This window comes from Bizionia saleffrena (assembly GCF_008086175.1).
Taxonomy (GTDB): Bacteria; Bacteroidota; Bacteroidia; order Flavobacteriales; family Flavobacteriaceae; genus Bizionia; species Bizionia saleffrena.
In genome coordinates this window covers 103,092-125,958 of record NZ_VSKM01000002.1, presented here as the reverse complement: position 1 = coordinate 125,958, position 22,867 = coordinate 103,092, and the positions used below count along the sequence as shown (strand labels likewise).

The 22,867-nt window shown below is 35.1% G+C and carries 22 protein-coding genes; 9 read left to right on the top strand and 13 right to left on the bottom strand.

The features are described 5' to 3' along the window. Positions 1-25: 25 nt before the first annotated feature. Positions 26-2,557 carry a translocation and assembly module lipoprotein TamL gene (gene tamL, locus ES676_RS02245; protein WP_148368414.1) on the bottom strand — a complete coding sequence of 844 codons (2,532 nt, stop codon included), beginning with the start codon at positions 2,555-2,557 and terminating at the stop codon, positions 26-28. A 78-nt stretch (positions 2,558-2,635) separates the two neighbouring features. Between tamL and ES676_RS02240 the strand changes: the two genes are divergently transcribed. Then, a complete protein-coding gene (locus ES676_RS02240) occupies positions 2,636-3,358 on the top strand; it encodes a TrmH family RNA methyltransferase (RefSeq protein WP_148368413.1) in 723 nt (240 codons plus the stop codon). 168 nt (positions 3,359-3,526) lie between these two features. Here ES676_RS02240 and porT read toward each other — a convergent pair whose 3' ends face one another. Both porT and ubiE read right to left on the bottom strand, forming a co-directional pair. Next, positions 3,527-4,252: a type IX secretion/gliding motility protein PorT/SprT gene (gene porT, locus ES676_RS02235; protein WP_148368412.1), complete on the bottom strand. Its 726-nt coding sequence runs from the start codon at positions 4,250-4,252 to the stop codon at positions 3,527-3,529. Between the two features lies 1 nt (position 4,253). Beyond that, a complete protein-coding gene (gene ubiE / locus ES676_RS02230; protein ID WP_215731628.1) occupies positions 4,254-4,982 on the bottom strand; it encodes a bifunctional demethylmenaquinone methyltransferase/2-methoxy-6-polyprenyl-1,4-benzoquinol methylase UbiE in 729 nt (242 codons plus the stop codon). A 130-nt stretch (positions 4,983-5,112) separates the two neighbouring features. Between ubiE and trkA the strand changes: the two genes are divergently transcribed. Further along, complete coding sequence (gene trkA, locus ES676_RS02225; protein WP_148368410.1) at positions 5,113-6,462, top strand: Trk system potassium transporter TrkA; 1,350 nt, start codon at positions 5,113-5,115, stop codon at positions 6,460-6,462. A 4-nt stretch (positions 6,463-6,466) separates the two neighbouring features. Continuing rightward, the gene (locus ES676_RS02220) at positions 6,467-7,972 is read left to right on the top strand and encodes a TrkH family potassium uptake protein (protein WP_148368409.1); all 1,506 of its coding nucleotides are present in this window, start codon (positions 6,467-6,469) and stop codon (positions 7,970-7,972) included. A gap of 176 nt (positions 7,973-8,148) precedes the next feature. On the opposite strand, the gene ES676_RS02215 is transcribed toward ES676_RS02220, so the two are convergent. Both ES676_RS02215 and ES676_RS02210 read right to left on the bottom strand, forming a co-directional pair. Beyond that, the gene (locus tag ES676_RS02215; protein WP_148368408.1) at positions 8,149-9,339 is read right to left on the bottom strand and encodes a pyridoxal phosphate-dependent aminotransferase; all 1,191 of its coding nucleotides are present in this window, start codon (positions 9,337-9,339) and stop codon (positions 8,149-8,151) included. Positions 9,340-9,351: 12 nt separating this feature from the next. Continuing rightward, a complete protein-coding gene (locus ES676_RS02210; protein WP_148368407.1) occupies positions 9,352-10,452 on the bottom strand; it encodes a fatty acid desaturase family protein in 1,101 nt (366 codons plus the stop codon). 144 nt (positions 10,453-10,596) lie between these two features. Here ES676_RS02210 and rsmG point away from each other — a divergent pair, with 144 nt between their 5' ends. Further along, positions 10,597-11,226, top strand: coding sequence for a 16S rRNA (guanine(527)-N(7))-methyltransferase RsmG (rsmG, locus tag ES676_RS02205; RefSeq protein WP_148368406.1), 630 nt, complete (start codon positions 10,597-10,599; stop codon positions 11,224-11,226). Positions 11,227-11,320: 94 nt separating this feature from the next. Here rsmG and pruA read toward each other — a convergent pair whose 3' ends face one another. Continuing rightward, entirely contained in the window at positions 11,321-12,949 is a 1,629-nt protein-coding gene (gene pruA / locus ES676_RS02200; protein ID WP_148368405.1) for an L-glutamate gamma-semialdehyde dehydrogenase, read from the bottom strand. A gap of 147 nt (positions 12,950-13,096) precedes the next feature. On the opposite strand from pruA, the gene ES676_RS02195 reads away from it, so the two are divergent. Next, positions 13,097-13,798 (top strand): NRDE family protein, encoded by a 702-nt coding sequence (locus ES676_RS02195; protein ID WP_148368404.1) that lies wholly within the window; start codon positions 13,097-13,099, stop codon positions 13,796-13,798. Between the two features lie 107 nt (positions 13,799-13,905). Here ES676_RS02195 and ES676_RS02190 read toward each other — a convergent pair whose 3' ends face one another. The 7 genes from ES676_RS02190 to ES676_RS02160 form a co-directional block, all read right to left on the bottom strand. Continuing rightward, positions 13,906-14,439 (bottom strand): hypothetical protein, encoded by a 534-nt coding sequence (locus ES676_RS02190; RefSeq protein ID WP_148368403.1) that lies wholly within the window; start codon positions 14,437-14,439, stop codon positions 13,906-13,908. Positions 14,440-14,693: 254 nt separating this feature from the next. Beyond that, complete coding sequence (locus ES676_RS02185) at positions 14,694-15,224, bottom strand: DUF6252 family protein (RefSeq protein ID WP_148368402.1); 531 nt, start codon at positions 15,222-15,224, stop codon at positions 14,694-14,696. A 15-nt stretch (positions 15,225-15,239) separates the two neighbouring features. Further along, the gene (locus tag ES676_RS02180; RefSeq protein ID WP_148368401.1) at positions 15,240-15,449 is read right to left on the bottom strand and encodes a hypothetical protein; all 210 of its coding nucleotides are present in this window, start codon (positions 15,447-15,449) and stop codon (positions 15,240-15,242) included. A gap of 26 nt (positions 15,450-15,475) precedes the next feature. After that, positions 15,476-15,961 carry a hypothetical protein gene (locus ES676_RS02175; RefSeq protein ID WP_148368400.1) on the bottom strand — a complete coding sequence of 162 codons (486 nt, stop codon included), beginning with the start codon at positions 15,959-15,961 and terminating at the stop codon, positions 15,476-15,478. 75 nt (positions 15,962-16,036) lie between these two features. Continuing rightward, complete coding sequence (locus ES676_RS02170; RefSeq protein WP_215731627.1) at positions 16,037-16,543, bottom strand: hypothetical protein; 507 nt, start codon at positions 16,541-16,543, stop codon at positions 16,037-16,039. 336 nt (positions 16,544-16,879) lie between these two features. After that, entirely contained in the window at positions 16,880-17,266 is a 387-nt protein-coding gene (gene apaG, locus ES676_RS02165; protein WP_148368398.1) for a Co2+/Mg2+ efflux protein ApaG, read from the bottom strand. 101 nt (positions 17,267-17,367) lie between these two features. After that, the gene (locus ES676_RS02160) at positions 17,368-18,615 is read right to left on the bottom strand and encodes a type IX secretion system plug protein (protein WP_148368397.1); all 1,248 of its coding nucleotides are present in this window, start codon (positions 18,613-18,615) and stop codon (positions 17,368-17,370) included. A 188-nt stretch (positions 18,616-18,803) separates the two neighbouring features. Here ES676_RS02160 and ES676_RS02155 point away from each other — a divergent pair, with 188 nt between their 5' ends. Genes ES676_RS02155 through ES676_RS02140 form a run of 4 tightly spaced genes read left to right on the top strand, consistent with a single transcriptional unit; the run spans position 18,804 to position 22,855 of the window. Continuing rightward, positions 18,804-20,159, top strand: a complete 1,356-nt coding sequence (locus ES676_RS02155) for a Na(+)-translocating NADH-quinone reductase subunit A (RefSeq protein WP_148368396.1) — start codon at positions 18,804-18,806, stop codon at positions 20,157-20,159. Positions 20,160-20,197: 38 nt separating this feature from the next. Then, positions 20,198-21,409: an NADH:ubiquinone reductase (Na(+)-transporting) subunit B gene (locus ES676_RS02150; RefSeq protein ID WP_148368395.1), complete on the top strand. Its 1,212-nt coding sequence runs from the start codon at positions 20,198-20,200 to the stop codon at positions 21,407-21,409. A 2-nt stretch (positions 21,410-21,411) separates the two neighbouring features. Further along, positions 21,412-22,209: a Na(+)-translocating NADH-quinone reductase subunit C gene (locus ES676_RS02145; protein ID WP_148368394.1), complete on the top strand. Its 798-nt coding sequence runs from the start codon at positions 21,412-21,414 to the stop codon at positions 22,207-22,209. A gap of 1 nt (position 22,210) precedes the next feature. After that, complete coding sequence (locus ES676_RS02140; protein ID WP_148368393.1) at positions 22,211-22,855, top strand: NADH:ubiquinone reductase (Na(+)-transporting) subunit D; 645 nt, start codon at positions 22,211-22,213, stop codon at positions 22,853-22,855. Positions 22,856-22,867 lie beyond the last annotated feature (12 nt).

Here is a 22,867-nt window from a genome sequence, read left to right as displayed (position 1 = left end):
GTTTCTAAAGCGACTAAACACCCCCTTAAAACGGATAGTTTATACCTATATTATATACTGCATTGGCAAAATTGTAGTTGGTAAACCAACGGTTGTTTTCTGGGTATGAGGGATCGTAAGTTTTAAACCCGATATCTCCTCTTAGTATAAAAAACGTGAAATCGTATCGCAAGCCAAACCCAGAACCAATGGCGATATCTTTTAAAGAAGCAAAGGAATTAAAAGTGGCTCTATCGTCTTTTACATCGTCGAGAACATTCCAAATATTTCCTGCATCGATAAATAAAGCACCGTTTACGGGGCCTGAGATATTAAACCGTTGTTCTATACTATAGGCTACTTTTAAATTGGCTTCGTTAAACTCGTTGGTACTTTGTAAACTTCCCGGACCTAAATCGTAAGGCGACCATGCGCGATTGTCGTTAGCACCACCAGCAAAGAAACTTTTCGAAAACGGAATGTTAGACGAGTTGCCATACGGAATAGCAATACCTAAAAAGGAACGCATAGCCAACACGTTTTTATTACCCAAATCCCAATATTTTACATAATCGATTTCCGATTTTATGTATTGAGAAAAGGCCACGTTAAAGACTTCGTAACGGTCGTTTTTATTTTTTTTAATTCCCAGTATTTTTGAAGCGTTTGCCAATACGTTACCCGCCAACTCAAAGCGCAAACGCAAGATGGAGAAATCGTTATCAAATAAATTATCGCGTTTGTCTTTTACATAACTAAAGTTGGAAGCGAAAATAAGGTTGTCTTCCGTTAGTCTATTTTTACGTTCGTTAATCGCTTTTACGGTAAGAATATCGGTATTAGAAATGGGACCAGACAAATTACCATTAACCACATCGTTAATAAATGCATTCGTTTGGTTGGGATATTCTAAATTGTTATTCTCCGAAATGTATCCTGCACTTGTTGCGATATCGTTTAAGGTGTTATACGTGTTTTTATACACGCCAAAGTAATTACCAATATTTAGATTTTTAACAAACTGAATATTAAAAATATCTAATCTATTCGTCACTTTTTCGTTTGGAAACCACTTGTAATTAATTCGCCCTGTAAATGTTTGTTTGTCAAGCCCTACGTTAGTCTGACTTGTAAAGGCCAAACTGAGTAAGGTTGTAGGGAACATAGATTTCGGTATTATTTTCGCGGTGTTAAAAGGTGAGAACAGCCTTGGAATACGCAATCTTAAATCGGCACCAATTTCGTTAATATCGAATAATTTATCGCGATCGTTAGCGCCATCTTTAGAGGCGCCAATGGAGGCGATTCCACTAATCTCAAGCGTTTCGGCACCTCTAAAAACATTTCTAAAGAGTAAACTCGGACTAAAAGAAAAGCCCACACTTTGTATGTTGCTTTGTGAGACTTCCCCGCTGAGGTCTAAACCGAATTTTTTTATGGGTGTTAAATAGATATTTGCTGTTAACGTGGTATCTGGATTTTCTATGTAATCAATTCTTGGGTATTTAAACGTGTTTAAATTCGAAATAATACGCGAAGTGTACGGCCTATTTTTGTCTTTAAAGACAGAGTTTGGTGTAATAAAAACGGCGTCGGTTAGCGTTTTTGGGTTATAGCGTAATTCATCGATACTATAAATTTTAAAGCCATTATAAGTTGTGGTGTCTGTAATGGTTTTATTTTTGTTTTCGAAGGTGCTATTGGTATAGATATTAACGTCTTTTACTTTATAAATATTGAAAGGCTTAAAGGACGATGAATCGCCTTGAGTTGTTTCGCGATTACTAATTTGAAGATCGACATTGACTTTTTTAGTTTTCCCGATGGAATCCATTTCAAAATAAAAGTAATCTTGCGAGAAATGAAACACACCGTTATTCCTCATAACCTCAGTTACCCGGTCTTTTTCCTTTAAAATAGTTGCTGTTTTATATTGTGTATTGGGTTGTATTAACGATTTATCTTTGGTGAGTTCGTAAAGGGAGTCTATAACCGGCGACATAATTTTTGTAGATAGCGAGTCTATGTAATACGGTTTTCCGGTTTCTATAGTGTACGTTACTTGGGCACGTTTGTTGTCATTTTTTTTTGTGATATAATTGGCTGCAACATCAAACCATCCGTTATTCCAGTAATAACTTTCTAAACGTTTTATCGATTTTTTGTTTAAAGTATCATTAATAATTACAGGAGCCTCACCTGTTCTTTTAATCCATTTATTAAAATTAATACGCGATTGGTAGTAGCGGTTTAATTGTTTCGTAGATAAAAAGCGTTCCCACCGATTTTTTCGCTTAGGGTGTTTTAAAAATTTAGCAGTAATAATAGAATCTATATTTGGTCGCGCTAAATTATAAATATGCAGACGTAATGGGGTGTCTATAAGTGGTAATTTACTATTCGGTTTTTGATAAATTAAATTTCTAACGGCTTCTTTCTTTTCTTTTTTATCGTTAACAATTAATGTTGCTTCTGTTAGTAAATGGGCATCCTCGGCAACGCGTTTTACCGTATTACATGCCGTTAAAAACCCTAGGGTTAAAATTATAAGTAGTACTTTTGAGCGCGTATTTTTCAAAAACAGAAAATTATTATTAGTTACTAGCGAGCTTTAATTAAATTGCAAATTATAAACAGTCAAAAATACATTTTTTAAATGCTATCAAAAAGCCAAATAAAAGTAATAACGCGTTTAAAGCAAAAAAAATATAGAGTACAAGATGGTTTGTTTGTAGCTGAAGGATTAAAAGTAATTAAAGAGCTTTTAGATTCTAATTTAGAATTGCATCAATTATATACAACTGTTAGTTTTGATGGTAATTTAGACAGAGAACAGCGTATTACGGAAGCAGAATTAAAAAAAATCAGCTTTTTAACTACGCCTAATAAAGCCTTGGCACTTTTTAAAATACCGGCGTCTAAAACAATTGATTCAGATCAGTTTGTTGTGGCTTTAGATTCTGTGCGTGATCCAGGGAATTTAGGAACAATTATTAGATTGTGCGATTGGTTTGGGGTTAAAGAATTAATCTGTACTACAGGAACGGTAGACTGTTATAACCCAAAAGTAATACAAGCGACAATGGGCTCTATTACGCGTGTAAATGTTAGTTATTTAGATTTAGAGCGGTATTTAAAGGAAACAAGAAGTCCTGTTTTTGGCGCTTTTATGGATGGTGATATTGTTTATAAAACCGATTTACCTACCATAGGCACTTTAGTTTTAGGAAACGAAGCCAACGGTATTTCTCCAGAGATTGAAGGCTTAGTAACAAACCGCATTACAATACCGCGTTTTGGAGCACTGCAAGCCGCCGAAAGTTTGAATGTTGCCACCGCAACAGCAATTTTATTGAGTGAGTTTAAACGTAAAGGGTAATTATAGAGGTTTAAATCTATAGAAATAAAATAGATGTCGTCTTTAGTTAGAGCGAATACTATGGCGCAAATTTTAAGTGCCAATAGGCGTCAAGATAGTTTGGTTCTAATAACGTTGCGGTCTTAACTGCTGCGATCTTGATGACTTCGTTTTACGTGATTTTTTAGTCTATCTAAACGTAAAATTAATAAAGATCCCTCTTGTTTTCATAGACGAAATATTTCCGGTCCACGGGCTATTGGGGTCTGCATCTTTAATTATTTCATCGCTTAAAGCAAACACACCGCGAATAGATGGCGTGAATTTAAACCAATATAAGTAAAAATCGATACCAAAACCAATATCGTAAAAGAGCGTGTTTTTGGTCGTTCTAAATTCGCCACCACTATTATCTTCAGGATTTTTTTCGTTACTCGATAAGTTTAAGGAGGTTGCTAAACCAAAAGTAACAAACGGTTTAAAGTTGTTAATTCGTTGCGTCGAAAAACGTAATAAAAGCGGAATATAAACATAGGTAGATCGTACCTCGCGAAGTAAATCGGAATCGTTGAGTTCTTCAGGTGGAATTATACCGTTAAAATAACTTACAGGATACATTAAATTTCTAGCACTAATTACTAAGCCCGGCTCTAAACGAATGTTAATGTAGTCGTTAATACGCACATCACCCACTAACCCAACGTTAAAACTAAAGGTCTTTTCAGTTTGAATATTTTCGACATCAGAATTATAATCAAACTTGTAATCTAAACTGTTTGTTCCTAAATAATAACCCCAACTTAAAGTCTGCTTATCCATACTTTGGTTGTTCTGTACTTTTTCTCTGGTAAAAAGTTGCGCAGTACTCGCTTGATAAATAAAGAATAAGGTAATTAGGGAAATTATTTTTTTCATATTACTGTTTTGAGGCTTTATAAATTGTGGCTACTCCAAAAGTTTGTGGGAGATCTTTAACATTTATAAACCCAATACTTCTTAAAATATTGTTTAACACTTCTCCAAAAGGAAATTGAGAGGCCGAATCGCTAAGATATTTATAAGCACTTTTATCTTTAGAAAAGGTTTTTCCAATAAGAGGTAATATATTTTTTGAATAGAAATTATAGCCTTGCTTATAAGGTGCTTTGGTTGGCATAGACGTTTCTAAAATCACGAATGTTCCGCCAGGCTTTAAAACGCGAAGTATTTCTTTTAAACCATTTTCTAGGTTTTCAAAATTACGAACACCAAAAGCAACCGTAATCGCATCAAAAGTATTATCGGCAAACGGCATATTTTCTGAGTCTCCTAAAATCATTTCAATTTTAGTCTCTAAGTTTTTCTTTTTAATTTTTTCAATGCCAACGTCTAGCATTCCGCGACTAATATCGAGTCCTACAATTTTATCAGCGTTTATTTCTGCTAAATTTATAGCTAAATCTCCAGTACCCGTCGCGATATCAAGAATGGTTTTGGGCGTGCTATCTTTAACTATTTGCACTACTTTTTTTCGCCATTTAATATCTATTCCAAAAGAAATTACTCGGTTAAGACCATCGTAATCTCCAGAAATGGTGTCAAACATTTTTGTAACCTGTTCTTTTTTGCTAAGGTCGCTGTCTTTATAAGGATTTACTTTTGCCAAAATCTCAATTTTTTTAACAAAGATAATACATATACAGTCCTTAAGAAACTTGAAAACAAATAATTAATAGACAAGGCAGTTATTAATTTTATTTATCTTTGTAGTCTCTTTTTTAGATACATTACAAGAAATGAAAATAATTATTGCTGGTGCTGGTGAAGTAGGATTTCATCTAGCAAAGCTGTTGTCCTACGAATCTCAAGAAATAACATTAATAGACATTAGCAAAGACAGTTTGTCTTATGCCGATAACCACTTAGATATTAGAGTGATTAAGGGTGATGCGACCTCTATTGCTGTTTTAAAAGAAGCACGGGTAGCTACTAGCGATTTAGTGATTGCGGTAACCGCCTCCGAAACCACCAATATTACCGTTTGTGTGTTAGCAAAGCAATTAGGAAGTAAGAAAAATATTGCTAGAATATCGAATACAGAATTTATAACTCACAAAGATGAGGTCGATTTTACAGGCTTCGGTATTGATGAATTAATTTCACCTGAAGCTTTAGCAGCGAAGGAAATCGCGTTGCTATTGAAGCAATCGGCGTTTAAAGAAACGTATCAGTTTGAAGATGGTGCGTTAACGATGGTGAGTTTAAAACTAACGCGTACTGCGCTTTTTGTTGGGAAATCGGTGAAAGAGGCGGCCGAGTTATTTTCGAAAATTCATTTTGTACCAATAGCTATTCAGCGTTTTGGAACCCAGTTTACTATCATCCCTCGTGGCGACACTCAGTTTAAGGAAAAAGATACTGTCGTTTTTATTACCTCCAGCAATGGTGGAGAAGAGTTGTGTAGAATGACGGGAAAAGCCAATACACCTATTAAAGATGTAATGATTTTAGGCGGAAGTAAAATTGGGTATAAAACGTCTCGCGATTTAAGTGAACATAATTTTAATGTGAAGCTTGTCGAAAAAAATCGTGAAGTCGCTTTCGATTTAGCCGATCAATTACCTAATGTTTTAGTGATTAATGGCGACGGAAGAAACGTAGAATTGCTAGAAGAAGAGAATATTGAAGACATGGACGCGTTTATTGCGGTTACAGGAAATTCTGAAACCAATATTATGTCTTGTCTAGTAGCCAAATCCAAAGGCGTGCCGAAAACTATCGCATTGGTAGAAAATATGGATTATTTCGAATTGTCGCAATCCATTGGAATCGATACACTAATTAATAAAAAACTTTTAGCAGCCAATAACATTTTTCGATACATAAGAAAAGGGGAGGTTGTTGCAATGACTAAACTTAATAATATGAATGCCGAGCTCCTTGAGTTTAGAGTAAAACCGGTTTCACAAATTTGTAATAAACAAATTAAGGATGTCGCGTTTCCGCGATCGGCAATTATAGGTGGTGTTATTAGAGATGGAAAAGGTATTATTGCACTTGGTGATTTTAAAATTCAAGCCAACGACTATGTTGTAGTGTGCTGTTTACCGCGCTCTATTAAACAAGTTGAAAAACTGTTCTTATAATATTATGGCGAAGTATTTAAAACTCAATTTTAAAATCATTTTTCATTTTTTTGGACTGCTTATTTTATTTAACGGCTGTTTCGTCTTGTTAGCGACCTTGGTGAGTTGGATTTATGATGATGGTATTACCTTAAAATTACTTTTTTCAGGGGTTATAACGTTAATTATTGGAGCCATCGCAATGTTTGTTACGCGAGATCATAAAAAGGAAATCAAGAAAAGAGAAGGCTATATTGTCGTTTCTTTTGGCTGGATCGTCATGGCGTTATTTGGTACTATGCCGTATCTATTTACCGAAACAATACCAAGTTTTACCAATGCTTTTTTCGAAACCATGTCGGGTTTTACCACCACAGGAGCTACCATTCTAAATGATATAGAGGTGGTGCCCGAAGGTATCTTGTTTTGGAGGAGTTTAACGCATTGGATTGGTGGAATGGGAATTATCGTGCTCGCCGTTGCTATTTTACCCTTATTAGGAATAGGAGGGATGCAGTTGTTTGCTGCGGAAGCACCCGGGCCTAGTGGCGATAAATTACACCCACGAATTACAGATACAGCAAAGCGCTTATGGCTTATTTATTTTGGGTATACTGCGGCTGAAACTATTTTATTAAAAGTGGCAGGGATGTCCTTTTTTGATGCTATTAATCACTCAATGTGTACCTTGTCTACAGGAGGGTTTTCAACTAAAAACGCGAGTATCGCGTATTGGAATGATACACCAGTGATACAATATATTATTATCTTTTTTATGTTTTTAGCGGGTACAAACTTTGTACTCAGTTATTATGCCTTTAAAGGAAAGGTGAGTAAGATTATTGGCGATGATGAACTTAAATTGTATTTTAAATTCATTGTTATTTTTACGGCGGTCGCCTCTTTAATTATTTATTTTCAGGCCGATTTAAGTCTGTCGTCAATTGAACACCCAATGGTTTTAGGTCGCGCCGAAAGTGCGTTTAGACACGCTTTGTTTCAAGTGATTTCTGTGATAACCACGACCGGTTTCGTTACCGCCGATTTTACAATGTGGACTCCCTTTTTGATGGTGCTTTTCTTCGGGTTAATGTTTTTAGGAGGTTCAGCCGGAAGTACATCGGGAGGTATAAAAGTGATGCGGCATCTTATTACAATTAAAAACGGATTCTTAGAGTTTAAGAGAGCATTACACCCCAATGCTATTTTACCTGTGCGTTACAATCAACGGTCGGTACCGGGTGTCATCGTCTATAATATTTTAGGATTCTTTATTCTCTATATGTTATCTTTTATTGTGGGTGCTTTAGGCTTCTCGATGATGAATTTAGGGTTTAGTGAATCGGTAGGGTTAGCCGCTTCTAGTTTAGGAAATGTAGGGCCCGCATTAGGTGATTTCGGACCAGTAAACAATTATGATACCTTGCCAGATGTTGGTAAATGGTGGGCGTCATTTTTAATGCTTATCGGGCGATTAGAGCTCTTTACTGTTCTCGTATTATTAACGCCGTTCTTTTGGAGAAATAGGTAGGAATATAACTAATAAAATGAAAGTGCCTGGAAGTAGATAAACCATTGATTTCAATAGGAAACAGAAATGCCTTCCGAAGTAAATACATATAATATTTAGTCTCTACGACACGTTAAGAAACAAAAAAGCCACTTACAATATGTAGTGGCTTTTTTATTTATAGAAAGGAAAGGATATTACGCCAAAACTTCTTTTATTCTTTTTATCGCTTCAATAATTTGTTCTTGAGACGCTGCATAACTAATTCTAATACAGTCAGGGTTTCCAAAAGCATCACCAGTAACGGTAGCTACCAATGCTTCTTCTAATAAGTATAAAGAGAAATCCGTTGCGTTGTTTATTGTTTTTCCTCGAAACGTTTTTCCGAAGAAAGCAGAGACATTAGGGAATACATAAAAGGCGCCTTCTGGAATATTTGTTTTAAAACCTTCAATACCGTTTAATAAGTCTAGTACTAAATCACGACGGATTTTAAACTCATCAATCATATATTTAACCGACGATGGTTCTGCGTTTAAAGCTGTAATTACGGCGCGTTGTGCTATACAATTTGCCCCACTAGTAATCTGGCCTTGCATTTTGTTACACGCACGGGCAATCCAATCTGGAGCGCCAATATATCCAATTCTCCAACCAGTCATTGCAAAGGCTTTAGAAACGCCGTTTACAGTAATAGTACGGTCGAACATTCCTGGAATAGCCGCCATACTTGCGTGTGCTTTTCCTGTGTAGTTTATATGCTCGTAAATCTCGTCTGAAACCACATAAATATTCGGGTATTTTAAAACCACTTCAGCAAGTGCTTCTAACTCTTTTTTGCTATACAGCGAACCACTTGGGTTGCACGGTGAGCTAAACCAAATCATTTTAGTTTGTGGTGTAATGGCCGCTTCTAATTGTGCGGCTGTCATTTTAAAATCGTTATCTATAGAGGTTTTAACTTCTACAGGAGTTCCTTCTGCCAATTTAACGATGTCACCGTAACTTACCCAGTAAGGGCAAGGTAAAATCACCTCGTCACCGTCGTCTAACAGTACCATTGCAATATTTGCTAGCGATTGTTTAGCGCCTGTAGATACCACGATTTGTGGCAAAGTGTACGTTAAATTATTGTCTCTTTTAAATTTGGTTATAACCGCCTCTTTTAACGCGACATAACCATCTACTGGAGTATACGAATTATAGTTATCGTTTATAGCTTGTATGGCAGCATCCTTAATAAAGTCTGGCGTGTTAAAATCTGGTTCCCCAAGACTTAATCCTATAATATCTTTGCCTTCTGCTCTTAGTTCTCTGGTCTTTGCCGCCATAGCTAAGGTTGCAGAAGTGGCCATGTTTACTATGCGTTCTGAAAGTTGTGTACTCATTGCAATAAAAAATTAAGCTTGTAAAGCAGGATTTGCTCCCATTTCTTTTAGATATCTGAAATGCGCAACGATTGCTTGACGTGTGGTTTTATATTCGTTATATGGTAAATTAAATTCTTGTGCTGTTTCCTTTACAATTTTGGCAATATCACTATAATGGATATGACTAATATTTGGAAAAATATGGTGCTCTACTTGGTGATTTAATCCCCCAGTAAACCAATTTATAATTTTACTTTTTGCGCCAAAATTAACTGTTGTTTTAAGTTGGTGAATTGCCCACGTATTTTTCATGGTTCCGTCTTTAGCAGGCAGTGGCATTTCTGCTTCTTCCATAACGTGCGCTAATTGAAATACGACACTTAAAATTAAACCCGCGGTGTAATGCATTACGAAGAAACCGATTAAAACTGTCCACCATGCAGCATCTAAAATAAGCATTGGTAAAACAATCCACAGACTTGCATAAATAATTTTAGAAATCACTAATTTACTCCAATTCCACACTGGATTTGGGAATTCACCATACGATAATTTACGTTTCATATAGCGTCTCATTTGTTGAATATCGGTAGTAATTGCCCAATTAATAGTTAATAAACCATATAATAATACGGAGTAATAATGTTGGAATTTATGGTGCTTTCTCCATTCTGAATGTTCTGAAAAACGTAAAATACGTCCTGCCTCTAAATCTTCATCGTGACCGTGAATATTAGTGTAAGTGTGGTGTAAAACGTTGTGTTGTACTTGCCAGTTATAAACATTTCCGGCAAGAATATAAATACTACTTCCCATAAGGCGATTTACCCATTCTTTTTTAGAAAACGAGCCATGGTTACCGTCGTGCATTACATTCATACCCACTCCGGCCATACCAATACCCATTACAATGGTAAGTAACAACTGTCCCCAACCTGGAAGGTTTAAGGTTAAGATTAAGAAATAAGGCACCAAAAATATGGAAAACATTATAATCGTTTTCACCCATAGTTTCCAGTTACCAGTACGTTTTATATTATTGTCATTAAAGTACGAGTTAACTCTTTTGTTAAGCGTACGGAAGAACTTCGCGGGATCCGTTCTTGAGAAAGAAAGTGATTGCTGTGTCATAATTTAATTGCGTTTAATAAGATAGGGCACAAAACGTGCCAATCCTATTTTCACCTCAAAGATAATTAATAATGGCGGTTAACTATTATAGAAAATCATAAAAAGATGTGTTTTAAATGCATATTTTTGCAATAAAATATAGTAATGGAGCTCATTTTAAAATATTTCCCTGACCTAACTCAGGATCAAATTCATAAATTTACAAAGCTTGAAGTGCTTTACAAAGATTGGAATTTAAAAATAAACGTAGTCTCTCGTAAAGATATCGACGAGTTGTATTTACGCCATGTTTTACACTCTTTGGCCATAGCAAAATTGATTCAATTTAAAGACGGTTCAAAAATTATGGATGTAGGTACCGGAGGCGGTTTTCCTGGAATTCCTTTAGCTATTTTATTTCCCGAATGCTCTTTTCATTTAGTCGATAGCATCGCGAAAAAACTAAAAGTCGTAAGGGAAGTTGTAGACGGTTTAGGTCTAGAAAATGTTAAAACAACCCACTCCAGAGTTGAAGAAATAAAAGATACTTACGATTTTATCGTGAGTCGCGCCGTTGCTGTAATGCCTACTTTCGTGCATTGGATAAAAGGAAGAGTGGCAAAAGAACAAAATAATACGCTTAAAAATGGGGTGATTTATTTAAAAGGTGGCGATTTAGAGGAGGAATTAAAAAACTACCAAACAGCGGCTGTTTATAAGGTCTCAGATTATTTTACTGAAGAATTTTACGAAACTAAAAAGTTAGTGCACCTACCTATAAAATGGAGAGGTTAATCGCTTAGAAATCGCAATTCAGAATACAATCAACTATAAAAAAAGCCTTACTAATTAATTAGTAAGGCTTTTTCAGTAGGTTATAATAGGCTAATTATTCACCTAAGAAAGGATATCTGTAATCTACTGGGGTTACAAACGTTTCTTTAATTAATCGTGGAGAAATCCAACGCATTAAGTTTTGTGCAGAACCCGCTTTATCATTTGTTCCAGATGCTCTAGCACCTCCAAATGGTTGTTGGCCTACCACAGCACCTGTTGGCTTGTCGTTAATATAAAAGTTACCCGCACTGTTTTGTAATGCTGTAGTTGCTTCAACAATCGCGTATCTACATTTAGATAAAATAGCACCAGTTAATGCGTATGGGCTAGTTTCGTCAACTAATTTTAAAGTTTCAGAAAATTTATCTTGGTCGTATACGTAAATAGTAATTACGGGTCCAAATAACTCATCTACCATAGTAGTGTATTTTGGATTTGTAGTTAATATAACTGTAGGCTCAATAAAGTACCCTTTAGATTTATCGTAGTTTCCTCCCACAACTATTTCAGCATCTTTATCGGTTTTAGCGGTATCAATATACTTCGCTAATTTATCGAAAGATCCTTCGTTAATTACCGCAGTAATAAAGTTATCCATATTTTCTGGAGAACCCATTTTAAAAGATTTCACATCTTCTATAACGTATTTTTTAACGTCTTCCCAAATATTGCTAGGAATGTAAGCACGAGATGCCGCACTACATTTCTGACCTTGGAATTCGAAAGCACCTCTAGAAATAGCTGTTGCTACTTGCTTAGCATCTGCTGTTTTATGTGCAACAATAAAATCCTTACCACCAGTTTCACCAACGATTCTAGGGTAAGTTTTATAATTTGTAATGTTGTTTCCTATTTGTTTCCATAAATCTTGGAATACTGGAGTAGAACCTGTGTAGTGTAAACCAGAGAAATCTGGGCTCGCCATAACAGTATCTGTAATCATTCCTGGGTTGCCAAACACAACGTTTATAACACCTGCAGGAACACCAGCTTCTTCAAATACATCCATAATTACTTTTGCAGAGAATATTTGGTTGTTACTTGGTTTCCAAATTACAACATTCCCCATCATCGCCATACAAGATGGTAAATTTCCGGCAATAGCTGTAAAGTTAAAAGGGGTTACTGCGTAGGTAAATCCTTCTATTGGTCTGTATTCAACTCTGTTCCAAGCGTCACTTGTGCTTTCTGGTTGTTCTTGATAAATGTCAGACATATACTGAACATTATATCGTAAAAAGTCTATTAACTCGCAAGCAGCATCAATTTCTGCTTGGTAAATATTTTTAGACTGACCTAGCATTGTCGCTGCGTTTATTTTGTCTCTGTAAGGCCCAGCAATTAATTCAGCAGCTTTTAAAAAGATACCTGCGCGTTGTTCCCAAGGCATTTGCGACCATTCTTTTCGTGCTTCTAAAGCCGTAGAGATCGCCTCTTCAACGTGAGATTTTTCAGCTAAGTGGTATTCGCCTAAAATATGCTGGTGATCGTGAGGTGGAGACATTGTTCTAGTGTTTCCAGTTTCAATATGTTTACCGTTTATATACAAAGGCACGTTAACTTTCTCGTTATACATTTTTTTGTATTCTTTTAAAACGGCTTCTCTTTCTGGAGACCCTGGTGTGTAGCTTTTAACGGGCTCGTTAATAGCTATTGGCACATTGAAAAATCCTTTTCCCATGATATTATTATGTTTTTTAGTATAAATTTTCGAAACACGAAGTTACACATTTTTATTGATTTATTTTTGTTCTCTTAAGTCTTAACATTTCTTTAGTTTTATGTTATTTTTGAAAACTATTCACTCGCTTTTTAAGATTAAAATTCTATGTGTACTGTCACTTTATATCCTATAAATTCTACGGATTTTATTTTAACGTCCAACCGTGACGAATCTCCGAGTCGTCGTGCATTGGCTCCACGAATATATACAATGGGTTCTGCGGAAGTGCTAATGCCTAAAGATGAAATTTCTGGTGGAAGCTGGATAGGCGCAAGTTCTAAAAAAAGAGTGTTGTGTTTGCTCAATGGCGGAAGTATTCCACACACAAGTAAAGCACATTACAGAAAAAGTAGAGGCGAAGTTGTCCGCGATTTTTTAACAGCTGATATGCTTTTAGAAACAATTGAAGCTTATAACCTTAGCGATATAGAGCCTTTTACTTTAGTAATTGCCGATTGGAACACGACACTAAACTATTATGAATTTATTTGGGACGGACTAGCAAAACAGCTCATTCTATTGCCACCCGAACCCCGAATATGGTCTTCTACTACCTTATATACGCAACAGCAAAAGGACCTGAGAAAAGATTGGTTTGAAGCGTTTAAATCTAAAACAGAATTAAACGCGCAATCGTTACTAAAATTTCACCACACCGCTGGAAACGAACACCCAGATTTTGGAGTGATTATGGATCGCGGTTTCGTGAAAACCACAAGTATTACTCAAGTTATAAAAAATAAAAAGAAGATAGCAATGCGTTTTGAAAGTTTGGATTCTGGGGAGGTGATAGAAAAAGAACTTTAGTGGAGAGGTTTGTTTAATTTATGTTTTTGAAAAATTGCTATCTAATTGTAGCCTTTCTTTTTTTTGAGATTGTTTTTAAGTGATGCTTTTACTTGTTTTAGTTAGTATTATTTTTTTTCTAAATGTATTTGAAAACCGATTACAGCATTTATATTGTTAATTTTAGCAAATACCGAATTTCCTCGTTCATATTCTAAAGCAAACTCTAAACCTACAACGCTATTAAAAAATACTACCTGCCCTATACTAATTCCATAGTAGTTTGATGCAGTACTATAATCCCCTCTGTCCACAGGAGAAACAGCATTCATATAATCATAATGAATTTGGGCGAATAGATTAAAAGCTTTATCTGCTTCTAAAAAATAATATCTAGAAAATAAACCACCTCCATATATATCAAAACTGTTTGACTTTTCATATCGTAAAGATGCACCTATAACGAACTTATCTTTTAAAAAATAACCAATATTAGGTTTAATTGATATTAAATCTTGTTTTTCTTTACTTCCACTATCAAAAGTAGTGGTTTGACTAGTATAACTACCATTACCTCCAACAAGCCAATTTCCTTTATCTAATTGTGCATTAGTATTTGTATAAATAAAAACTAGTAATAGAAATAATTTTAATGTTTTCATATTGTTTAAATTTTTAAGTTGTTTGTAATTACATGTTAAAGTAACAAGTGGAGGGCTATTAATTTGTAATAATTTTTGTTTCTGTGTTTCATACATTTTAAACCGTTAGAGTGAGTCATCCTTGTTGCCAATTTATTATAACTGATGCTAAAGAGGTATTAATATTTTGTGAGCTTGAACATTGTAGAATGTTACAAAGCAAAATAGCAGTAGTAAAAGTTTTTTCATAATATACATTTTTTATTGGTTAATGTTTATGGGATATATTGTAAGTCGAACCGACCATTTGTAATATTTATTATACCTTCACAGTTATCAGATTTAGATTTAAACTCAAAAGTTCCAGAGACTATGAAATTTGTATTGTCAAATCTAGTAATTGATAAACCACCTGTATAATCGTTAGATGTGAAATAGAAACAGTTTTGACTTTCTGTATAATATTCTCCTTTGGGTACTGAATTTGTATTTAAAATATATGTGTTATTTTCTGATATAATTTCACCAATAATTGATTCGCTTATAAACATATTAATTTGTGATAATAAATTGTTTATATCTTTCTGACCTCCAATTAAAAGTCCACCGCCTTGATAAATTGCAACCTGATTTGAAGTATTACTTACAATAAAAGCATCGCCGTTAATTAAACAACCAAACGTATTAGCTCCTGTTTGCGTTGCAGGTGGTAATTGGTCTATTGGGTTTGTTGGTTGGTCGTCGTCATTTTTGTTACAACAACTAAATGTTGTTATAATTGTTAATAGTAAAAATAGCTTTTTCATAGTTTTATTTTTTGTTTAAGTTACAAAATTAGCAGAAGATAGGTTGCCATTACAAGCTTCTATATTTGCAAAACGGACACCAAATTCTTTAAGATAGCTTGTGGTAACTTTAGCCTTATCTATATTACCAAATACGTGTTGCATTCTATTGGCATAAGATGAGTTTTGAGCTTGAACATTGTAGAATGTTACAAAGCAAAATAGCAGTAGTAAAAATTTTTTCATAATATCTGTTTTTTATTGGTTAATATTTATGGTATATATTGTAAGTCAAAACGACCACTGGTAATATCTACATTCTCACAGTCATTATTTACAGATGAAAACTGGAATGTACCAGAAATAATAAAGTTATCAGTATCTATTTTAGAAAACACAACAGAACCCTCGTAAGAGTCTTCAAGTTCATAGTGGCAGCCTAATTGAGGATTTGGATCAATTAAATATCTTGCTTTTCCAGTTAAATCATTTTGAGTATTAATCGTAAAAGGCTCTTGAACAAGCATAAAAATTCCTCCAGCTCCAAACTGTAATAACCCACCTTGATAAATTGCCGTTTGCTGTGAAGTGTTAGTAACATTTATTGGTTCGCCATTAACTAAAAAACCAAAGGTATTAGCTCCAGTTTGCGTTGCAGGTGGTAATTGGTCTATTGGGTTTGTTGGTTGGTCGTCGTCATTTTTGTTGCAATTGCTTACTATAAGAAGCATTGCGAATGCTAAAAGTAGATTTTTCATCGTTTTGTTATATTATGTACTCGATTTTTGTTAGATATAATTTTTGTGATTTGTTCCAGCAAAACGAGTTTTATTTCATTGCGTAAATTGCATATCAAAGCGTCCTTCACGTATTTGATGAACAACTCCATTGTAATCTTCTATATCATACCAGAAAGTTCCTGATACTATGTTATTAGTAAAGTCAAGTTTTGTGATAGTTAATTCGCCTGTGTAATCTTGCGAAGTATATGTTTCAAGAGTTGCATAAGAGTATCTTCCATAAGCATTCCCATCAATATTTTCTAGTAAGTTAAATACTTCATTTTCTTCAATCTCTAGAGACTTTGTAGAGAGAGAGAGAGTTATTCTATTATTTAAATCATCTCTTTTATTAGCTTGAAGAGAAAAGTAATAACCTCCATTAACAAATTGATAGACACAATCTAAAGGGTTTTGGCTATTACCTGGCAAAAAAGGTTCTCCATCTAATAAGCACCCAAATGTACCTGCTCCTGTTTGAGTTGCAGGTGGTAATTGGTCTATTGGGTTTGTAGGTTGGTCGTCGTCGTTTTTGTTGCAATTGCTTACTATAAGAAGCATTGCGAATGCTAAAAGTAGATTTTTCATCGTTTTTTTGGTTTAAATGTAGGGCTAATTTCAATACTATCATTACGGTAAAAACCGTAATGGTTATTTTTTGTTGGTCGTAAATCTGTGAGAAAAGCTGTGGGTATTGCGTTGCGCTGTGTTTAAAATTTTTATAAAATAAATGAGATAGAATAAACTAAAGTATTCAGTTCGCAGAGCGTAAAAAAAAACGTATAATAATAGAGCGGGTTTCAAAAAAAGCGATGGTCTTTCCGAAGCCTAATTTAAATGAAGAACAATTCAAATTAAAACGGCAGCGCTAAAAAATCAGAAGAAAAAAGAATAGTATTAGTTTAGCGCAAAAGGTGCACTTAATTTAAAGGTAGGAATTTCTACATTAAAATACCTGTTGGTAGTGAAATCTAACATTTTATAATGACCGTTCATCGCGCCAAAAGGAGCGCTTAATAAACATCCTGAAGAATAGGTGTGCGATTCGCCAGGTTTTAATACAGGTGTTTTGCCAACAACGCCTTCTCCGGTAATAATTTCAGGCGTGTTAAGTGCATCGAAAATATTCCAGTGTCTCGCTAATAACTGTACCTCTTTTTTGCTTTGGTTTTCTATGGTAATTTTATAACCAAAGGCATAGTGGATTTTATAGTCTTTATAAAACGTGCCTTCAAAATGTGTATGTACAGAAATTTTAATTCCTTGTGTTACTTGTTGCACCATAGCAGACTGTTTTAGTATTAAGTCGTTATTAATGTAAGAGTATTACGTGTAAAATCATAATAATAGGTGTAACTATTATAATTATTCGATGAAACGTTGTTTTAATTGGTAATATTAACCGAGTTGCCTTCGCCAACGCCTATAATACGATCGTAACGCGCACCCAAATCGCGGTAATAAATAAGGACTTTGTAATCGTTTTCGGTTTGGTAAAAGTTGCCACTTATTGCATTCTCATCGATAGTTCCATTGTTGTCTTTAACAACGTATTTGTAATTGTAAAAACCTTGTTTTAAACGCAAGGGCAGTTCGTAACTTCCGGAGTCATTATAATAGATCATCTGGTTGCTTTCGTCTACCACATAATTATTAAAGTACCCATAGACATGTACGGTCTTATTATTAGGGAGTTGCTCTAGTTGTAAGCTAAAATGTACCTGCGCATAATCGGCATTCGTTTTGGGCGTATCGGTATCTAGCGCCGTGATTAAAAAATTACCGTTAATATCGGGGTTGTAGGTATATGGAGCATCAAACCTAGGGGTGTTACGGTATAGATACGTGTTGTAAAGCTCTTTTAACTTTATAAACTGAACGCCATTATTCGCGCCTCTTAAATTTTTGTTTTCAAAATACAAGTACTCGTTACCCCCGTAAAAACTACTTTCTTTAGTATAGCGATAGCTTAATTGTTCGCCTAAAATATATTGTGGTTTTAAATTGGTAATAGCTGTTTTTAGATTGCTATTCTGAATAATAACGGCCTTAACCGATTGCTTTGGGTTGTTAAATATGAAGTTATTAGCATTGACAACAATATCTACGGTTTGCTTTTCCTTAATGGCTGAAACATCGCGAGAACGTTTAATATCTACCCCCACATTAACAACGTCTTCATAAACCATAAATTTTCTAGTAAACTCGATCTCATTATAATCGTTGTAAATAATGAGACTATAATTCCCCGATTTTTTAAGTCCGCGTGTTTGCTCGTTAGGAATAGTGAGTGTGTAATGCGAAAAAATTTGGTAGGTATTAAATGAGTTTCGGTAATCGCGAATGCGTTGTTCGTTAAAGCCTTCTAAATACTCAGACTCTATAAGTACAGACGGGGTCCAATCTTTATTATAATGTTTTATTTCGTAGTAGAAATCGTCTTCGTTACCGTTAAGCACATCAAACTCTAAAGTAATAGTTTCACCCAATCTAAAAATAGGAAGTGCGCTCTCTGGTGCTTTACTAAAACTGATGGTTTTTATATAGTCTTGAGGGGCTATTTCTTCCACTTGAGAACACACCGTTGCAAGCGTAAAAAAGGTGAGTAGTAATAGTTTATAAGATAACGACATTCTAATTGTTTTTAAGTGTAAATATAAGCAAATTCTATGCCTAATGGTTTTTGGTTATTTAGAATAGTTATAAATAAATAAGATACTTTCTTTTGAAGGCGTAATTAGGTTATTATTCGTAAATTTGCCTCGATTTTTATTGATCTTAAAAATCATATCAATAAACTATTAACAAATAGATTTTTAATATGTCAAATGACATTAAGATTAAGAAGGGTCTAGATATAAAGCTACAAGGAGCTGCTGAAAAGGTGACTGAAAACGCCATTATTAGTAACTTTTATAGCGTTGTGCCAGACGACTTCCACAGTATAATTCCTAAATTGGTAGTTAAAGTTGGCGCAAAAGTAAAAGCAGGCGATGTGCTCTTTTATAATAAAGCTAACGAAGACGTAAAATTCGTATCTCCTGTTTCTGGTGAGATTGTTGACATTCCAAGAGGAGAGAAAAGAAAGCTTCTTTCAGTTAAAATACAAGCTGACAAAGAACAAACCTTCAAAGATTTTGGGACTTTAAATGTGGAGAGCGTTACTGCTGAAGCTGTAAAGTCAAGATTGCTGGAGTCTGGTTGTTGGGCTTTTGTAAAACAACGTCCGTACGACGTTATTGCAAAATCTGATGCCACTCCAAAAGCCATTTTTGTATCTGCTTACGCAAGTGCGCCATTAGCGACCGATTTAGACTATGTGTTACAAGGCAAAGAAGCAGAGCTTCAAGCGGCTGTAACGGCATTAGGTAAATTAACAAGCGGGAAAGTTCACGTTAGTGTAGATAAAAACGGGAATTCACCACTATCAGGCTTGTCGGGTATTACACTTCACAAAGTGTCTGGACCACATCCATCAGGTAATGTGGGAACTCAAATAAACAAAATCGATCCGGTTAATAAAGGTGAAACAGTGTGGACAGTAAATGCACAAGATCTTGTTATTATAGGGGAGTTATTATTAACTGGTAAATTTAATGCGAAGCGTACTATTGCTTTAGCAGGATCTTCAGTTAAAAAACCCAGATACTTCAAAACGACTATTGGTAGTGAAGTAGCCACTATGGTTTTTGATAACGGTGTAGATAAAAACGGTAACGATCGTATTATCTCTGGAAATGTTTTATCGGGTAAGCAAGTAAAAGCAGATGGGTATTTAGATTATTATAGCAATATAATAACGGTAATCCCAGAAGGCGACGATTACGAGCTTTTTGGTTGGAATAAGCCCGTGTTTAATAAAGTATCGACGTCTAGAGCATTAACCTTTTCATGGTTAACACCTAACAAAAAATACGACTTAAATACCAATACAAACGGAGAGCATAGAAATTTTGTAACCACGGGAACGTACGAACAGGTTTTTCCTTTAGATATTTACCCAATGCAAATTCTAAAGGCGTGTATGTATCAGGATTTAGATGAAATGGAAGCTTTAGGAATGTACGAAGTAGCGCCAGAAGATTTCGCTTTAACAGAATTCGTATGTGTGTCTAAGCAACCACATCAAGAAATTATTAGAACAGGTTTAGACTTAATGCTTAAAGAAATTGGATAACTTATTCATTGCACAAAGCAAAATGAAAAATACACAAGATGGGTTTAAAAAGTAATTTACATAATTTAAAAGAAAAGTATAAGGGTACCAAGATGGCGCCGGCGTTTAACGCAATACATACGTTTCTATACTTACCGAATGAGACCACTCACAATGGAACTCATATTAAGGTAGCCGACGATTTAAAAAGAACAATGAACACTGTTATTATGGCATTGGTTCCTTGTTTAATTTTTGGAATTTTTAATGCCGGTTACCAACATTACGCAGCAATCGATGCCGTTAACGGTATTACTACCGAAGTGTCTTTATGGGCTAATTTTATTACGTGGGATAACTTTGTAATGGGGGCTTGGACAGTTTTACCATTAGTAATAGTGTCTTATGGAGTTGGGCTAGCAGTAGAATTTGTATTCGCCGTAATTAAAGGACATGAAGTAGAAGAAGGGTACCTGGTAACAGGAATGTTAGTGCCACTTATCGTACCAATCGACACGCCATTATGGATGCTTTCAGTAGCGGTTATTTTTGGAGTTGTTATCGGAAAAGAAGTGTTTGGAGGAACAGGAATGAATATTCTTAACCCTGCGCTTACTATTCGTGCCTTTTTATTCTTCGCCTATCCTACATGGATGTCGGGAGATAAAGTATGGGTGCACGGAGCAAAAGCAATGGAAGGTCAGCCAGACGCTATTTCAGGAGAAACAATTTTAGGTAGTCTCGCTCAAAATAACGTTGTAAGTTATGATTGGATGGATATGTTCTTCGGATTTATTCCGGGTTCGGTAGGGGAGACCTCAACAGTTTTAATTCTTTTAGGAGGCTTATTCTTAATCTTCTCGAAAATTGGAAGCTGGAGAATTATGTTATCTTCTGTAGTGGGAGCTATCGTTATGGGATTAGTCTTTAACGGTGTTGTTAACGCCGGATGGATAACAGAGTCAAGTAAATTTTACGGATTAATGAGCACCGATTTCTGGATGCATTTATTAATTGGAGGGTTTGCTTTCGGTACCGTGTATATGGCAACCGATCCTGTTACCGCTTCACAGACCAATAAAGGAAAATGGATATATGGTTTCTTAATCGGATTTCTTTCTATTATGATTCGTGTATTCAACCCAGCATACCCAGAAGGTGTAATGTTAGCGATTTTATTAATGAACGTATTTGCGCCAACCATCGATCACTATGTGGTTCAAGGTAATGTTAAGCGTAGAATGAAACGTTTAAAACTAAAAACAGCATAATTATGGCAGTTAATACAGATAAAAATTCATACACAATACTCTTTGCAATTGCAATGGTAGTTATTGTAGGTTCTTTGTTAGCCTTTACAGCGTCTACGTTAAGACCTGCAATTGAGGAAAACGAACGTATGGAAAAACAACAAAACATTCTTTATACTATCGGTATAAATGAGAATGGAGATAACGATATTGTTTTTGTAGGGACAGAAAAAGTAGGCGAATTATTTTCTACTAACATTTCCCAACAACTCGTTCTAGAAGCAAAAGACGGAAAGATCTTGAAAGAAATGACGCGCCAAGAATATATGGACACTCATAACGATCAAGAGCCTTACTTAATAGACGTTAAGAAACAACAAGCTAGAGCTAAAGAAGGTAAATCTAGATTCTTACCTTTATTTATTGGTGAGAAAGACGGCGAAACTGTTTACGTTGCACCCATTAGAGGTAAAGGGTTATGGGATGCTATTTGGGGCTTTGTTGCTTTAGATAAGGATATGGTTGTTCAAGGTGTGTTCTTTGATCACGCAGGTGAAACGCCCGGTTTAGGAGCTAATATTAAGCAACGTTATTTTATGGATGATTTCGAAGGGGAACATTTACTTAGCGATACCGGTGCCTTTAAAGGGATTGAAGTAGCAAAAGGAAATAACGACCCACTAAACGAAAGAAAAGAAGATTATAAAGTTGATGCCTTAGCGGGAGCAACAATTACAGGAGACGGTGTAGCTGCAATGATGAAGAAAGATTTAAAATTGTATTTACCATTCTTCGAAAACTTAAAAACACAATCTAACTAATATGGGACTACTTTCAAAAAAAGACGGTAAGTTAATCACCGATCCATTAGCAGATAACAACCCAATTACTATTCAAGTATTAGGTATTTGTTCGGCATTAGCTATTACTGCCGAGCTAAAGGCATCACTTGTAATGGGAATTGCAGTGTTATTCGTATTAGGAGTTGGAAATGTTGTCATTTCGTTATTGCGTAACATTATTCCTTCAAAAATTAGAATTATTGTACAACTTATTGTTGTAGCGACATTAGTAATTATTGTAGATCAAGTACTAAAAGCTTATGCTTACGAGTTAAGTAAAACCCTTTCGGTATTTATTGGTTTAATTATTACCAACTGTATTATTATGGGACGTTTTGAAGCGTTTGCTTTAGGAAACGGACCTTGGAGATCGTTCTTAGATGGTATTGGTAACGCGTTAGGTTATGCTGTTATTCTTGTTATAGTAGGATTCTTTAGAGAGCTTTTAGGATCTGGAACCTTATTTGGTATTCCAGTTTTAGGGGATGCTATTGAAAAAACAGGAGTGTACTCTATTGGATACGAAAATAACGGGTTTATGTTAATGCCTCCAATGGCTTTAATTATCGTAGGACTTCTTATTTGGGTACAACGTAGTAGAAACAAGGCATTAATCGAAGACTAATCAAAACACAGT